Here is a 14,839-nt window from a genome sequence, read left to right as displayed (position 1 = left end):
AAATGACAAGGGTTCCAGCATTGCTCTTTGCGTGGCAACTGTGAGCAAGCGTTTACACACAAAGCACGGCACTTCAACAGTATATAGCACGACAACATTTATGTTGCTTTTCCATACAAACTGTATCTATAGACCGTTGTCATATTGCAAGAATGAAAAATACCACCATCAAAAGACCAAGCAACAGAGATAACAATGGCAAATAACTCCTACTTTGCAAAATCGATCATTATATCCCCTGCACTCCTTGCGGGCTTTGTAGCCGTGACGTGTCTTTACTGGAACAACATATCCCACCTGGGAAGTATGACATTGTCATTTGCAGCAGTATTTTCAGCAACGATATTACTATCATCATTACTCTTCCACTTCACTATTGCCAGACGCATAAAGCATCTGGCCTCCATTGCGAATGATGACACCCTGCACAACGCAAATACACTGCCCGTTCCCCTGCGTAATATAGCCGAAACCATCCTCAGCCGGAACAAAGAGCTCGCCGACCAGCAAACGCGGCTCACGGAAATTGTCGCTGCCCTTTCTGAAGATCGGTCCGTGATTATCGCGAATGAACACGGTTCCATAACACACATGGACGAATCCGCCATATCCGCACTGGGCCAGAAAGGAAAAGCTGAAGAGTATCTCTGCGGCAACATGTCCAGACTGCTCGGAGAAAGCAGCGCGGCAGGCTCTCTTGCCACACGTGTTCTCAAGTCCGGCAGGCGGGAAACAGCCGAGATGACGGTTCTCCAAAACGGGATAGTGCGCACACTGGTCTGCACCGCCACGCCACTTTCCTCCTCAGATGGCAGCTCAAATAAGGGACTTTGCCTGTCTCTTGTGGACATGACCGAGTCACGTGCACAGGAAAAAGCACTGGTTGAAGACAAGGTACGCATGGCCGAACTTGCCGAACAGCTCATTGCCTCTGCCCAGCAGGTAAACTCCGCCTCCGAGGACCTTGCAGAACGCATACAGAGCGCCAACGCAGGGGCAACCCGCCAGCAGCACAGGACAATGGAAACGGCAACCGCCATGGAGCAGATGAACGCCACCGTCATGGAAGTTGCCCGCAGTGCAAGCGATGCGGCCGAACTGGCTGTGCGCACCCGCTCCCATTCATCGGACGGTGCAAAGCGCATGGCATCCCTTGAAGGCGAAATCGCCGGTGTGGGCGGCGTTGTGTCCGTGCTGGGCGACCGCATCGAAGAACTCGGTACCAAGGCCGTGGACATAGGCCAGGTAATCAACGTCATCAACGACATTGCCGACCAGACCAACCTTCTGGCCCTGAACGCAGCCATAGAAGCCGCCCGCGCAGGCGATGCCGGACGCGGGTTTGCCGTAGTGGCGGACGAGGTGCGCAAACTGGCCGAAAAGACCATGCAGGCCACCAGCGAGGTTCGCAGCGTCATCCTTTCCATTCAGGAAAGTTCCAAGGCGGCCTCCGGCGAAATGCAGCAGGCTCTTTCCGCTGTGGAGCAGGTTACGGCAAGCGCCAACGCGGCCGGTGCGGCTCTGCAGAGCATTGTATCCCTTGCGGACGAAACCAGTTCACAGGTGCAGTCCATTGCTACCGCAGCCGAGGAACAATCTGCCACCTCCGAGCAGATCAACGGTGCCGTGGATGAAATCACACGCATTGCCACGGAAACCATGGAAACCATGAACAAAGCCGCCACGGATGTTTTCAGCCTTTCAGGCAGAGCCAGCGACCTGAGCCTGCATATCAAACGCATGCAATCCGGCGAATGTGAAAAAGACGCCGCGGGCAAAGAGGTTCCTTGCTGGGTTTACAAGGACTGCGGCCGTGAAAAGGGCGGCAAGCGCGAAAAGGAAATGGGGGTATGCCCCGCATGGCCGAACCACGGCTACAGTTGCGCCGCTGTCACGGGCACTTATTGCGGTGGCGTGATACAGGAAACCTTTGCCAAAAAGATCGCCAACTGCGCCAAGTGTGACTATTTCAAGAGCACGCACTATGACAGGGAAAGCATACACAGCGCTTTCGAATGTCAGGGTACGGCGGGGAAGAAACTGAAGCCGCTGCGCAAATAACCGCAATCTGTTGCACCCCGGAACCAGAACCGCTATTGTACGAGCAAACCAAGGAGCCGCGCCATGGGTATCAAGGCGTTCACTACATTATCGGATTGGCTGGAAGGCCGCGCAAAGGCCGTACGGACTCTTGAATCGAAAGCCGAAAAGGTGCTGCACGACGATCAGGACCAGAACAGATACCGCCAGATCATGCTTGAAAAGGCCAACCTGCTCACCAACCTGGCTGAGGAGGCGGCCCCCCTTGTGGCGATGCTGCCGGAAAATGCACGTGGAACCGTAAGCGACACACTTTCCCGTTTCTCGCACAGTGCTTCTGTCGCAAAGCGCATAGGTTCCGTTTTCTACATGTCTGCCCTGCTGTATCCTGAAGACCATGCACCGGGCGGCAAGAACGATCTTGAGGCCTTTATCGACACCGTCAAGGTCATGGCCGCAGGCGAATAGCAAACAGCCCGGAAACAAATGAAAAAGCCGGAAAGGGAATTCCCTTTCCGGCTTTGCCTTTTTCCGTAACTCAGGATCAGGACTTCATGTTCACAAACTGGAAAGGCACGTCGTATTCTCCACCCTTGAGCAGAGCAATGACTTCCTGCAGATCGTCGATCTTCTTGCCGGTCACGCGCACCTGATCGTCTTGAATGGAGGCCTGCACCTTGATCTTGCTGGCCTTGATATCCTTGACAATCTTCTGTGCCTGTTCCTTGCTTATGCCCTCGCGGATGCAGACATCACGCTTGATGGCACCCTTTGAGGTGGGCTCGAACTCCTTGAACTCCAGCACCTTGGGATCGAGTTTACGCTTGATGCAGTGCGCCTGCAGCATTTCTGCCACGGCCCGCATCTTCATTTCGTCGGCAGCAAGAATGCTGACACGCTTGTTGCCCTTATCCAACGTAATTTCCGTGCTGGTACCACGGAAGTCGTAGCGGGTTTCCACCTCTTTCTTCACGTTGTTCACGGCGTTGTCGAGTTCCTGCAAATCCACTTTGTTCACGACGTCAAAGGACGGCATATGGGGTTCCTCCATTAGATGTCGGTAGATGTCGGTTATATTCGGTATAGAGGGGCGTTGTAACAGACGCCCCGCATGCCATCAAGTCGGGTGAAGCACCCTGTGCCGCCCGTATTCTGGCTCAGGGTGACACAGTGAACATCTCCGGGCTACTTCAGGCTACTTTAGGCCCGATGTGACACCCTGCTCATACCGGCATGCTGTCAGGACACGAGATACTCCCGCCCGCAACTGTCTCTGAGGGCGGGAAAAAGCGCCGCATGTCATTGTGAAACATGGCGAAAATATCCCGAAACGATGCATGCTGAAAATGCATGACGAAAATGCCTGACTATCATGCTAGTCTATCGTGCCCAACATCAATGTCCGGCACTGCGGGGCTACTCTTCCTGCTCCGGGGCATCGCGACCATCCTGTGCCGCATGGCGCGGACCACGCGGTGCCGGAGCCTGCTTGGGAACCGCACGCGAGGCAGGACGCATCTCCGCCTTTTCGGGAGCCGGAGCAGGTTTTGCCTGCGGCCTTGATATGACACGCACCTGTGCCGGATTGGGAGCAGGCTGGCGGGGCGGCCGCTGATTTTTGAGCGGTTCCGCCGGTTCGGTTTCCACCTGTGTGGGCATAAAAGCTCGTGCCATACGTCTCGGACGCGGAACACGCCTTATCTTGGCCGGTCGCGCCTCTGCGCTGCGCTGCTGCTCGCTGTAGTCGAAACGGGGCAGGTAGCAACGGTCCAGCGACTCTTCCATGGCACGCTCCAGTGTGCGTACCATGGCTTCATCTTCAGGGGTCACGAAAGTCAGCGCCATGCCTGTGCGGCTTGCCCTGCCCGTGCGCCCGATGCGATGGATATACGTATCCACCGAAGGGGGAAAATCGTAATTTATGACGTGGGAAATGGAAGAGATGTCCAGCCCGCGCGCAGCTATATCTGTTGCCACCATGATGGCGAACTTGCCGCGTTTGAAACCATCCAGCGCGGCCTGCCGCCTGCGCTGCGATAGATTGCCCTGCAGGCAGGTGACGTTGAAGCCGCCCTTGCCCAGCTGCTGCCACAACCGTCTTGCCCCGTGGCGGGTTCTTGTGAACACCAGCATGGAATCATATCCCAGCGTCCGCAGCATGGTCTTGAGCAGCGGCGTCTTGAGATGCTGTGCGACAGGATAGAGAGAGTGGGTCACAGTCTCGGCGGGGGTAGATATATCCACCTCCACCAGAACGGGATCGCGCATGCATTTGTCTGCCAAGGCACGAACCGGCCCCGGCATGGTGGCGGAAAACATCAGAGTCTGGTTTCTGCCGGAAGTAAGGCGGAGAATCTCGTGCACGTCTTCCAGAAACCCCATGTCGAACATCATGTCCGCCTCGTCCAGCACCAGCACTTCAACGGCGGAAAGGTCCACAGACCCCTGCCGCACGTGATCGAGCAGGCGCCCGGGACAGGCCACAAGAATCTCCACGCCGCCGCGCATCTGCATGACCTGACCGTGGAATCCTACCCCGCCATACACGGCCACGCTACGCAGGCGTGCCCTGCGGCCGAGCACCCGGATATCTTCATGAATCTGGCCTGCAAGCTCGCGGGTGGGGGCAACGATGAGCGCGCGAATAACATTGCGCGGGCCTTCCACCAGCCTGTGCAGAAGCGGCAGCACAAAGGCCGCCGTCTTGCCGGTTCCGGTCTGGGCCAGCCCGAGCACGTCGCGTCCTTCCATTGCCGGAGGAATGGCACGTTCCTGAATGGGCGTGGGGGCTATGAACCCCTGTTCTTCCACTGCTTCAAGCAGCGACTGATGCAATGCCAAACGGGTGAAACTCACCTGTGCAACCCCATGAACGGTATTCGTGCCATCCGGATCGGAAAACGCTGCCGCAACACTCCACGAAGCATGGCGGACATTGTCGCGCAACATCCGGCTCCACGGAAGCGTTTATTCTAAGCGTTGCGGGCTTTTTTCGCAATCTCCGAAATATGTCCGAAGGTTGTTCCGTCATTGTGGCAGAGGAGGCAAACCTGCAGTCTGGACATCCTGCCCCGGCTATGAAAAAGTCCTCAACCGTTACGCATCCCGAAACACCGGCTGCCAAACCGTTTGCCAATTAATCTGCCCAATGCTGCACAGAACTCCCACAGGAACAACCATGCACGACATACTCTCCCGCTTCGGCCTGACCGTCTCTCACATCCGCCACGACCTTGCCATTCCCGGCAGCCCCGAACGCTGCATCACCCGCTCGGTTGCGGAAACAACAGACGGCAGCCTTTGGCTCGTGGAAAAGCTCGGAGAAAATCAGGCCGCAAGCCGTGCAACCGTGGCAGCGCTGCTGGACAGCCTTGCGGCATGCAACGCGCCGTTCATCCACGCCCCTGCAAGCACCGGAGAAGGCGGGCATATTCTGCACACACCTGAAGGTGTATGGCAGTGCACCCCCTTTATCACCGGCGTGGAACTGCCCCGCCCCGACTATATTGATGACGCGTGGCGCGGACGTCTCATCGGCCAATTCATCACCGGTCTGCAGAAAGCGGGCAATACCCTGCCGGAAATACCGGAGGCCAACACTCCGGCCCTGCCCTCCTACGTGGCCGCACTCGCGGATATCATCCGGCAGAGAGAACCCGGCATTCATGCCCGCATTGCTGAGATTCTGCCCCACTTCACACCGCTGTTCACCATGCTGCCCCATCTGCCTGCGGCCATTGCACACGGAGACTGCCACCCCCTCAACATCATCTGGGGAGAAAACAGCATTCGCGGCGTCATTGACTGGGAATTCGCCGGACGCAAGCCCGTGCTGTATGATGCCGCAAACTGCATCGGCTGTGTCGGGTTTGAACACCCCGACTGGCTGGTGCGCGGCCTTGTTCCCGCCCTTATTGCCGAACTGCATGCGGGCGCAGTGCTCACGGACGAAACCTTGCCATGGCTGCTGCCCTTCACTTGCGCCTTGCGGTTTGCCTGGCTTTCCGAGTGGCTACGGCGCAAGGACAGGGAAATGATCGATATGGAGCTGGATTACATGCACATCCTGCTCCGCCACGGCAAAGCCATTGAAAGCCGCTGGCGCGAGGCGTGTCAGCCCTGAGGCGCTCCCCACACGCACCACCGGAACCACCACGGCAGAAAATAGCTGCCGCCCCTCCCCTTTTTCCGCATTAAGAGTTATATTCAACAGAAGCGCAATATTGCGCCTGCAATGAATGAATGCACGCACAAGCGGGAGGTTCTCCATGAACATATCTCTTACAGTACTCGGCGCAACACTGTTTGCCACCACACTTCTCCTCGTAGGCAGACCGGCCCCGGTACGGGCTGAAGACGCTTCCGGCAACATGGCCGTGGCCACCTTTGCCGGTGGATGCTTCTGGTGCATGGAACCGCCCTTCGATGCACTGGAAGGCGTCATTTCCACCACCTCAGGGTATACGGGCGGCCACAAGGACAACCCCGCCTACAAGGAAGTCTCTGCAGGTACCACAGGTCATCTGGAAGCTCTTCAGATCACCTATGACCCCGCCAAGGTAAGCTACGAGACCCTGCTGGACGTATTCTGGAAAAATATCGATCCGCTGGACCCCTACGGACAATTCTGCGACAAGGGAGAGCAGTACCGCGCGGCCATATTCTACCATACAGATGAACAGCGCCTTGCGGCCGAAGCCTCAAAGGCTGCACTTATCAGTTCCGACCGCCTGAACGGCACTGTGGAAACCAGAATAATCCAGGCCTCAACATTCTGGCCTGCAGAAGAATACCATCAGGATTATTACAAAAAGAATCCCATCCGGTACAAATTCTATCGCCACAACTGCGGTCGCGACAAGCGCCTGAAGCAGCTGTGGGGAACAGAATAGCCCTGCGGATGCAGTACACGACACAACAACACGGGGCAGTAACGCCTGCCCCGCTCCCCGACACACATATCCTCCGGAATACCCATGAAACACACCTATCTGCTCTTCCCCGGCACCTGGCACGCCAAAGGCGCATTCAGGGACAATAACGGAAACAGCTATCCCGTTACCGGGTCCAGCATCATCACGCATGAACGCCGCATCTGGTACAACCGCTCCGCCATGCTCATTCACACAACCCCGCTCACGGACATTGAATGCCTCTATGAAATCACGCCCATAGAACCGGGCGACTGCGCCACCACATGGACGGCGGAAACCCTGCCCATGGGGCGCATATCCGGCAACTTCGCCATTGTGGATAACACCATACTTTCCAGCGCATACACCCCGCAGGGAGCCAATATCGAAACCTTGCGCCAGCTGGATGAAAACACGTATGAAAACCGCGGGGCCCTGTTCATGAACGGGCAGCTGCTTTCTGCGTGGGACGTTATACTGACAAAGGCAGATTAGCCGGACCACGGCATGGACAACATGCAGGAGCCTCATGTGAAACGCATTCTCGTTGCCGACATAGGCGGCACCAACAGCCGCTTTGCAGCCTTCTCCTTCTCAAACGGCGAGCTTGTCAGGCAGGCCAGCGTGTGGCTTTCCACCACCGGAGCCACCAGTTTTGCCCAGCTGCTGGAACAGCTTGCCGCTTCGCCGCTTCCCTGTTCCCCGCAGACTGCCGACGCAATTGTGCTTGCCGTAGCGGGACCGGTAGAAGACGGAAAACGCGCCTCGCTTCCCAACATAGGGTGGGATATCGACCTTGCCGCCCTGCCGGACTCCTGCGGCTGCTCCAAGGCCCTGCTGGTCAACGACTTTCTGGCGCAGGCATATGCCTGCCTCAGCCCTGCCATGCGCGACGCCCTTTCCATTCTTCCCGGCACACCGGTCGAGGGTGCACCCGTGGCGGTTCTTGGTGCAGGAACAGGCTTTGGCCACGCTCTGCTCGTCAAGGTGACCGATGGTGTTTACACAGCCCTGCCCTCAGAAGGGGGGCATGCACATTTTCCCTTTGTCGGCACGGAAGAACACGCCTACGCCGAGTTTCTGCACAAGGAAACAGGCCGGTCGCAGATCATAGGCGACATGGTCGTCACAGGCTCAGGCATGCGCTACCTGCACACCTTTTTCACCGGAGAACGCATCCCCTCGCGCGAGGTAACTGCCAAGCTTACACCGGATGCACCGGAGCTTGTGTGGTTCGCCCGTTTTCTCGGTCGCGCCTGCCACGACTATGTGCTGAAGACTCTCGCTCTCGGCGGGGTTGTGCTCACTGGTGGTTTAGTCTCCGGCAATCCCTCCATTGCCCGGCATCCCGCCTTTGCACAGGCATTTATGGACAGCGACACCCACGGGCACCTGCTGAGAAAGATTCCCGTTCATCTGAACACCAACGAAGAATTCGGCCTGTGGGGTGCCGCCCAACTGGCTGCCATGAATCTCTGAGCGCCACGTTGTCACATCGCCCGCACCAGATGATCAACGGAATCTCCACCTGAAAGGATACAACATGACGCCACCACACAACAGTACCCCGGAGCACGGTACCGGCTCCCCGCCCCGAAGCAGAACATTGAAAAAAATGCTCCTGCTCGGAACCATGGGAATCCTGATTGCCCTGTTTTTCATTTTCGACCTGAACCAGTACCTCACGCTGGAGACCATAAAAGCCCGCCAGCAAGACCTGCACATGCTCTACAATGAGCATACGCTCGCCCTGCTCGCAGGCTACGCTGCCGTGTACATTCTGAGCACGGCCCTGTCGCTGCCGGGGGCAACCATTCTCACCCTCGCCGGTGCTGCGGTTTTCGGATTCTGGACAGCGTTGATTGTCGTCTCCTTCGCCTCTTCCATCGGTGCGTCACTTGCCTGCATCGTCTCCCGCTACCTGCTCAGGGACTGGGTGCGCAGCCGTTTCGGCAACCGCCTGCAACGCATGGACGAAGGCATAGCCCATGAAGGACCTTTCTATCTCTTCACCCTGCGGCTTGTGCCGGTTATCCCTTTCTTTCTCATCAATCTCGGCATGGGCCTCACTTCGCTGCCCATACGCACCTTCTACTGGGTTTCGCAGCTCGGCATGCTGCCCGGCACGGCCGTCTACGTGAACGCAGGAAAGGAGTTGGGCAAAATCGACAGTCTCTCTGCCATTCTGTCGCCTTCGCTGCTGGCGTCGTTCGTCCTGCTCGGTTTTTTTCCCCTTGCCGCGAAAAAAACACTGGCTTTCATGCGCAAGCGTAACCGGTAACCACACGGAGGACGCATGACCACCTTCGACTATGACATGATCGTGCTTGGCGGCGGTGCCGCCGGACTCACCACCACGGCCGGAGCCGCCCAGCTCGGTGTGCGGGTGCTGCTGGTGGAACAGGAGCCGCAGCTTGGAGGCGACTGCCTGCACTACGGCTGCGTGCCCAGCAAAACGCTTATAACCACCGCCCGCAACCGTCATCGCATGGCCAATGCCGCCCGTTGGGGGCTGCCGCAGCCGGAACTGCCCCCGGTGGATTTCTCTCTGGTGGCAGATCGTATCCGTTCCGTCATACAGACCATCCAGCCGCATGATTCCCCTGAACGGTTCACGTCTCTCGGGGCAAAGGTACTGTTCGGGCAGGCCGGCTTCGTGGACGAACATACGGTCAGCATAGCCGGTGCCGACAAAACGCGCATGGTCACCGGCAAGCAGATTGTCATTGCCACCGGCTCGTCAGCATCCATTCCGAATATTCCCGGCCTTGATGAAGTGGACTACCTGACCAACACCTCCATTTTTTCTCTCGAAAGCCTGCCGGAATCCCTTGTCATTCTCGGTGCAGGCCCCATAGCGCTGGAGATGGCCCAATCCTTCCGCCGCCTTGGTTCCGAAGTAACCGTCATACAACGCTCAGGTCAGGTCCTTTCCCGCGAGGATAAGGACATGGCGGATATCGTTCAGGATGCGCTGGAAAAAGAAGGCGTGCGCGTCCTGCTGAACACGGCTGTTCGTTCCGTACGCCGGAAAAACGGACGTATTGAAGTGGAGACGGAACAGAACGGTGGCAAGCCGATTGCCATAAGCGGCACTCACCTGCTGGTCGCGCTGGGCCGCACGCCCAACATCAAAAACCTGCGGCTGGAACAGGCGGGCGTGGAATATACACCCAAGGGCATAACCGTGGATGCGCGCATGCGCACATCGCACAAGCATATCTATGCCTGCGGCGATGTAACCGGCCAGTATCTCTTCACCCATGCAGCCGGCTATGAGGGCGGCATAGTGGTCAGCAACGCAGTTTTCAAGCTGCCCCGCAAGGCCGATTATACCTGGATGCCGTGGGTAACCTACACGGAGCCGGAGCTTGCCTCCATCGGCCTCAATGAGAAGACCGCACAGGAACAAGGCCTGGAGTACACGCTGCGGACCGAGCCGTTTGCCTCCAACGACCGAGCCATTGCACAGGGCGCGACCGAAGGCTGCCTGAAAATGCTGCTCGACAAGCGTGAGAAAGTGCTCGGCGTGCAGATAGCTGGCCCGCACGCCGGAGAGCTTATCAACGAATGGGTGGCGATTCTCGGCGGCGGAGTAAAACTCTCCACCCTTGCCGGTGCCATCCACCCCTACCCGACTCTCGGCGAGATCAACAAACGCGTTGCAGGGTCGCTCATTGGTGAAAAGCTCTTCTCGGGCAAAGTCCGCTCCGGCCTGTGCTTCCTGTTCGGCTATCAGGGAAAGTGCGAAGACGATAAAGAATGAGCCCCCTGTGCCGCAAATACACCCGACAAAAAAGCCGGACATGCATCATGTCCGGCTTCAAATTTCTAACGACAGCATTTTTGGTATTTTTGGCTCCGCCGGGCAGGAACCTAACGTTCCTGCACCTCGTATAAGCGATGAAAATCCGTTTCTGGATCTCAGTTCCGGCTTAACGGAAATATCGTTTTACTGAAAACGAGGGTTTGTCAGTAACCTGAACCGGACTTGTATCATGTCCGGATTCAAACTTCTGACGACGTCATTTTTGGTATTTTTGGCTCCGCCGGGCAGGAACCTGACGTTCCTGCACCTCGTATAAGCGATGAAAATCCGTTTCTGGATCTCAGTTCCGGCTTAACGGGAATGTCGTTTTGCTGAGAACGAAGTTCTGTCTGAGCCGTTCCGAATTATCATAACTGCCCGTAACTATATAAATCTCAATTGTTTTTCGGCTGCTCATCAGGCATTTCGCGGCACTGACCATCATCGTGCACCCACGGATCCACGTGCACGAGCACCTCAATCACTTCCTGCCCCTCTTCAAGCAATAGCTTTTCTACGGCATCGGCAACGGCATGCCCTTCCGTTACGGTAATTTCACCGTCCACACCGATATGCATGTCCACAAGCAGTCCCGCCCCCTGATAGCGGGAGCGCAGCCGGTGCACACTCAACACACCCGGTACGGAACAGACAAGCTCGTTGAGGTGCTCCATCACTTCGGCCGGAGCAGTTTTGTCGGTGAGCATTTCAAGCGCCGGAAAACATATGGACCACGCCGCATGCAGAATGAACACGGCAACAATGATCGCCCCCACAAGGTCCACAAAGGCCCATTCGGGCAACAGCATGGCCACGGCAACTGCCAGCGCGGCAGGAATGGAACTGAGCGCATCACTGCGATGGTGCCATGCATTGGCGACAACGGCAGACGAATTCAGCCTGCGCCCCTCGCGCACAGTCCACTGATACAACAATTCCTTGGAAATGATGGAGGCTAGCGCCGCAAAAAAGGCGACCGGCTTGCTGTGGTGCGTTTCGCCGGTACGGAATGCCGAGATGGCATCCCAGCCTATACCGATGCCCGCGCCCGCAAGAATGAGCCCGATGCAGACGGTAATGAGCGTTTCAAGACGGCCATGGCCGTAGGGATGATTATCATCGGCAGGTGCCGACCAGAATCGAACACCTACAAGCAGCGCCACATCTGTGACAAGATCGGAAATGCTGTGAATGCCGTCAGCAAGAACGGCACGGCTGTTCCCTGCGATGCCCGCCGCGACCTTGGCCACGGAAAGCAGAACGTTCACGATAAGGCCTATCCAGGTAATCCGGCTGACGGCCTGTATGTGTGCCAGTTGTTTATCAGTAGTCATGCTGCCGATTCTCCTCTGCCAATGATAGCAGATGGGGGTATTCTGTCTACCCGTGAAAGCGAAAATCGGTATCAACACGCCACGTTACGAGGAGCAGGTTTAGGGTATTGCCCTACACATCCTCGAACAGAACATTCTGGAAACTGCGGTCCGCAAGGTCGAAAAACAACACGCCGTGCATGCGCGGACGCCCTACAATGATGCGCATTACCTCCGCTGCCTGCATGGAGGCGGCGCAGGCGACCACCGGTGACGGGGTACCCAGCACGTCCTCGGCTGCGGTGCCGGTACCCAGCATTTCTGCAGGACCTGTCTCACCCGGAAAAATTGCCGTTACATACCCCCCGAGCCCTGCAACCACGGCGGAAACCAATGGCACGCCCACGGCGGAAGCAGCCCGCTCAAGCTCGGCGCGGTATTGCAGACCGCCCAGTGCATCCACAATCACGGTCTTGCCACGGCAGGCATCCACAAGGGCGTCTCCGCTCAGGTATTCGTGCACGCCGATGAACGTGGTGGAACTGTTGATTGCGGTCACATGCCGCGCAGCCGCTTCGGGCTTCGGAATATTCAGGGAGTCTTCGCGGGAAAGGAGCTGGCGATTAAGATTGCTTTCCGCAAAATAATCGCCGTCGGCACCGGTAATGGTGCCCACGCCCATGCGGACAAGAAGGTCGAGCACATGGCCGCCGAGCCCTCCCAATCCTACAAGCAAAACGTGCGCATCAAGCAGGCGAAGCTGCTCGGCACAATCCATGAGGCTGAAGTTGCGTATATAACGTTCGGGCATGATGCCCTGCAGCAGAGCCGTTCGCTCCGCATCCCGCAGAGAACAGGCATTGCGTTCGGCCAGCAGCCGGAGGTCATCCAGAGAGACTACAGTCTTGCCGGTTCCGTCGGGCAAAATCATAGACCGTCCGGCGGCATGCACTGCAGCCGCTAAATTCGATTCTGTCATATGCTCCCCTGCGCCCCCGCAAGTCCGCAATGTAACCTTTGCAACATTGTACGGCATCCCGCTCCGTTGTCAAAGAGATAGGGAAAGGGGGTATGGGCAGCAAGGTGCACCACCCGGCACTGGTGTGCGGGGAGCACATACCTGCTGCATAGCAAAAACGCCCGAAACTGCATTGCAGCTTCGGGCGTTCATTTTTACGTATCAGAGTTGATGGTCCATATCACCAGCAGTGCCACAAGAGTTTATGCGGCGGTCACACCGGCCATCATAAGGCCGATGGACTCCACCTTGGCGGCATCGGACTTGTGGAAGACATCCATGAAGCGCCCGCGATACATAACGGCAATGTAGTCCGCCAGCTGCAGCGCTTCGTTCAGCTCCGAGGTGATAAGCAGAATACCTGCACGGTTGCGGGCTTCCAGCAGACGCTGCCACACTTCTTCCGTTGCGGAGATGTCCAGCCCCTGCGTGGGGTTTTCCGCCACGATAATGTCGGGCTGGCGGAAAAATTCACGGCCGATGACCAGCTTCTGCAGGTTGCCGCCGGAAAGGGAACGGGCGGTTCCCTCAATATGGCCGGGCTGTACGTTGAATTCGTCTATGATCTTCACCGTGGTTTCCGCAGCTTCCTTGCGGTTCAGGAAGGGACCGCTGGTAAAGGAATGGCGGGTGGTCAGCAAAAAGTTGTCCACAAGATCAAGATACTTGCAGGTGGCAAGCCCCTGCCTGTCTTCGGGAATGTAAGCAAGCGACTTGCCCTTGCGCGGAGGACGCGGGTAGAACTTGTTCCAGTCGAGGCCCAGAATCTCCACCCTGCCGCTTACGGGCTTGCGCAGACCGCACACCACCTCGACCAGTTCCTTCTGGCCGTTACCGGCAACGCCGGCAATAGCGATGACCTCACCCTTGCGCAGGGTAAGGCTGAGCGATTCCATGCCGTCGCCGGAAAGATTGGCGATATCAAGCACCACGCTCCCCGGCTTTACAGGCTCGGCCTCAATGGCGAGCACCACGTCCCTGCCAACCATGCGGTTGGCAAGCACGGTTTCGTTGGGCACATCGCTTTCGTGGAATTCATCCACAATCTCGCCCCTGCGCAGAATGGCGATTTCGTCCGCCACCGCGAGCACTTCCTTGAGCTTGTGCGAAATGAAGACGATGGATTTGCCCTGATCTGCCATGCGCCACATGGCTTCAAACAGCTGTTCCGTTTCAGTGGGCGTGAGCACCGCCGTGGGTTCGTCCAGAATGAGAACACGGCTGTCGCGGTACAGCAGTTTGAGAATCTCCACCCGCTGCTTTTCACCCATGGAGAGTTCGCTTACGCGGGCGGAAGGATCAATGGGCAGGCCGTAACGCTCGGCAAGCTTTGTCACCTCTGCTTCCATGGCCTTGGGAGAAATGATGAAGCCCTTCTCCTGCCCGAGCAGCACGTTCTGGGCGACCGTCATGGATTCCACCAGCATGAAATGCTGATACACCATGCCTATGCCTGCGTTTATGGCATCACGCGGGGAATCGAAACGGGTTGCGGTTCCGTCCACATAGATAGTGCCGGAAGTCTGCATGAACCGGCCGGAAAGGATGGACATGAGCGTAGACTTGCCCGCGCCGTTCTCACCCAGCAGGGCCTTGATCATGCCGGGGCGGATGTCCAGCGTGATATCGTTGTTGGCGCGCACCTTGCCGAAGACCTTGCAGATATGCTCCAGCCGCACCAGAGGCGGCAGATGCACAAAGGCGTTGCGATTCGTGCGGTTGTTTATGATGTCGCGTTCGCTCATGG

At 57.4% G+C, this 14,839-nt stretch carries 13 protein-coding genes; 8 read left to right on the top strand and 5 right to left on the bottom strand.

Features of this window, described 5'->3' with window-relative positions:
- Positions 1–306 precede the first annotated feature (306 nt).
- Together HUV30_RS09490 and HUV30_RS09485 are read left to right on the top strand one after the other, a co-directional pair.
- On the top strand, positions 307–2,061 hold the full coding sequence (locus HUV30_RS09490) for a methyl-accepting chemotaxis protein (RefSeq protein WP_174405197.1): 1,755 nt from the start codon (positions 307–309) through the stop codon (positions 2,059–2,061).
- Between the two features lie 63 nt (positions 2,062–2,124).
- Positions 2,125–2,508: a hypothetical protein gene (locus HUV30_RS09485; protein ID WP_174405196.1), complete on the top strand. Its 384-nt coding sequence runs from the start codon at positions 2,125–2,127 to the stop codon at positions 2,506–2,508.
- A 76-nt stretch (positions 2,509–2,584) separates the two neighbouring features.
- Here the strand turns inward: HUV30_RS09485 and HUV30_RS09480 are convergent, their stop codons facing one another.
- Both HUV30_RS09480 and HUV30_RS09475 read right to left on the bottom strand, forming a co-directional pair.
- On the bottom strand, positions 2,585–3,076 hold the full coding sequence (locus tag HUV30_RS09480) for a YajQ family cyclic di-GMP-binding protein (protein ID WP_174405195.1): 492 nt from the start codon (positions 3,074–3,076) through the stop codon (positions 2,585–2,587).
- A 380-nt stretch (positions 3,077–3,456) separates the two neighbouring features.
- On the bottom strand, positions 3,457–4,989 hold the full coding sequence (locus tag HUV30_RS09475; protein ID WP_174405194.1) for a DEAD/DEAH box helicase: 1,533 nt from the start codon (positions 4,987–4,989) through the stop codon (positions 3,457–3,459).
- 229 nt (positions 4,990–5,218) lie between these two features.
- On the opposite strand from HUV30_RS09475, the gene HUV30_RS09470 reads away from it, so the two are divergent.
- From HUV30_RS09470 to HUV30_RS09445, 6 genes are all read left to right on the top strand, one after another.
- Entirely contained in the window at positions 5,219–6,163 is a 945-nt protein-coding gene (locus tag HUV30_RS09470) for a phosphotransferase enzyme family protein (protein WP_174405193.1), read from the top strand.
- Positions 6,164–6,308: 145 nt separating this feature from the next.
- Positions 6,309–6,932, top strand: a complete 624-nt coding sequence (msrA, locus tag HUV30_RS09465; protein ID WP_174405192.1) for a peptide-methionine (S)-S-oxide reductase MsrA — start codon at positions 6,309–6,311, stop codon at positions 6,930–6,932.
- A gap of 84 nt (positions 6,933–7,016) precedes the next feature.
- Positions 7,017–7,448 (top strand): hypothetical protein, encoded by a 432-nt coding sequence (locus tag HUV30_RS09460; protein ID WP_174405191.1) that lies wholly within the window; start codon positions 7,017–7,019, stop codon positions 7,446–7,448.
- Between the two features lie 36 nt (positions 7,449–7,484).
- Positions 7,485–8,432, top strand: coding sequence for a glucokinase (locus HUV30_RS09455; protein ID WP_243452135.1), 948 nt, complete (start codon positions 7,485–7,487; stop codon positions 8,430–8,432).
- A gap of 136 nt (positions 8,433–8,568) precedes the next feature.
- Positions 8,569–9,234 carry a TVP38/TMEM64 family protein gene (locus HUV30_RS09450; protein WP_243452189.1) on the top strand — a complete coding sequence of 222 codons (666 nt, stop codon included), beginning with the start codon at positions 8,569–8,571 and terminating at the stop codon, positions 9,232–9,234.
- 15 nt (positions 9,235–9,249) lie between these two features.
- Positions 9,250–10,719, top strand: coding sequence for a dihydrolipoyl dehydrogenase family protein (locus HUV30_RS09445; protein WP_174405188.1), 1,470 nt, complete (start codon positions 9,250–9,252; stop codon positions 10,717–10,719).
- Positions 10,720–11,156: 437 nt separating this feature from the next.
- Here the strand turns inward: HUV30_RS09445 and HUV30_RS09440 are convergent, their stop codons facing one another.
- The 3 genes from HUV30_RS09440 to HUV30_RS09430 form a co-directional block, all read right to left on the bottom strand.
- On the bottom strand, positions 11,157–12,095 hold the full coding sequence (locus HUV30_RS09440) for a cation diffusion facilitator family transporter (protein WP_174405187.1): 939 nt from the start codon (positions 12,093–12,095) through the stop codon (positions 11,157–11,159).
- Between the two features lie 112 nt (positions 12,096–12,207).
- Positions 12,208–13,005 carry a ThiF family adenylyltransferase gene (locus HUV30_RS09435; RefSeq protein ID WP_243452134.1) on the bottom strand — a complete coding sequence of 266 codons (798 nt, stop codon included), beginning with the start codon at positions 13,003–13,005 and terminating at the stop codon, positions 12,208–12,210.
- 290 nt (positions 13,006–13,295) lie between these two features.
- Positions 13,296–14,837, bottom strand: coding sequence for an ABC transporter ATP-binding protein (locus HUV30_RS09430; protein ID WP_174405186.1), 1,542 nt, complete (start codon positions 14,835–14,837; stop codon positions 13,296–13,298).
- Between the last annotated feature and the right edge of the window lie 2 nt (positions 14,838–14,839).

Origin of the sequence: Desulfovibrio subterraneus (assembly GCF_013340285.1) — a bacterium.
GTDB classification, from domain to species: domain Bacteria; phylum Desulfobacterota; class Desulfovibrionia; order Desulfovibrionales; family Desulfovibrionaceae; genus Halodesulfovibrio; species Halodesulfovibrio subterraneus.
The sequence above is the reverse complement of the archived record's forward strand: the minus strand, read 5'-3'. Positions and strand labels throughout refer to the sequence as shown.

Bases quoted from the DNA above. Each gene is read 5' to 3' on its own strand.
- HUV30_RS09490 (WP_174405197.1), top strand. From the start codon at position 307: ATGACATTGTCATTTGCAGCAGTATTTTCAGCAACGATATTACTATCA.
- HUV30_RS09485 (WP_174405196.1), top strand. From the start codon at position 2,125: ATGGGTATCAAGGCGTTCACTACATTATCGGATTGGCTGGAAGGCCGC.
- HUV30_RS09480 (WP_174405195.1), bottom strand. From the start codon at position 3,076: ATGCCGTCCTTTGACGTCGTGAACAAAGTGGATTTGCAGGAACTCGAC.
- HUV30_RS09475 (WP_174405194.1), bottom strand. From the start codon at position 4,989: ATGTTGCGCGACAATGTCCGCCATGCTTCGTGGAGTGTTGCGGCAGCG.
- HUV30_RS09470 (WP_174405193.1), top strand. From the start codon at position 5,219: ATGCACGACATACTCTCCCGCTTCGGCCTGACCGTCTCTCACATCCGC.
- msrA (WP_174405192.1), top strand. From the start codon at position 6,309: ATGAACATATCTCTTACAGTACTCGGCGCAACACTGTTTGCCACCACA.
- HUV30_RS09460 (WP_174405191.1), top strand. From the start codon at position 7,017: ATGAAACACACCTATCTGCTCTTCCCCGGCACCTGGCACGCCAAAGGC.
- HUV30_RS09450 (WP_243452189.1), top strand. From the start codon at position 8,569: ATGCTCCTGCTCGGAACCATGGGAATCCTGATTGCCCTGTTTTTCATT.
- HUV30_RS09445 (WP_174405188.1), top strand. From the start codon at position 9,250: ATGACCACCTTCGACTATGACATGATCGTGCTTGGCGGCGGTGCCGCC.
- HUV30_RS09440 (WP_174405187.1), bottom strand. From the start codon at position 12,095: ATGACTACTGATAAACAACTGGCACACATACAGGCCGTCAGCCGGATT.
- HUV30_RS09435 (WP_243452134.1), bottom strand. From the start codon at position 13,005: ATGATTTTGCCCGACGGAACCGGCAAGACTGTAGTCTCTCTGGATGAC.
- HUV30_RS09430 (WP_174405186.1), bottom strand. From the start codon at position 14,837: ATGAGCGAACGCGACATCATAAACAACCGCACGAATCGCAACGCCTTT.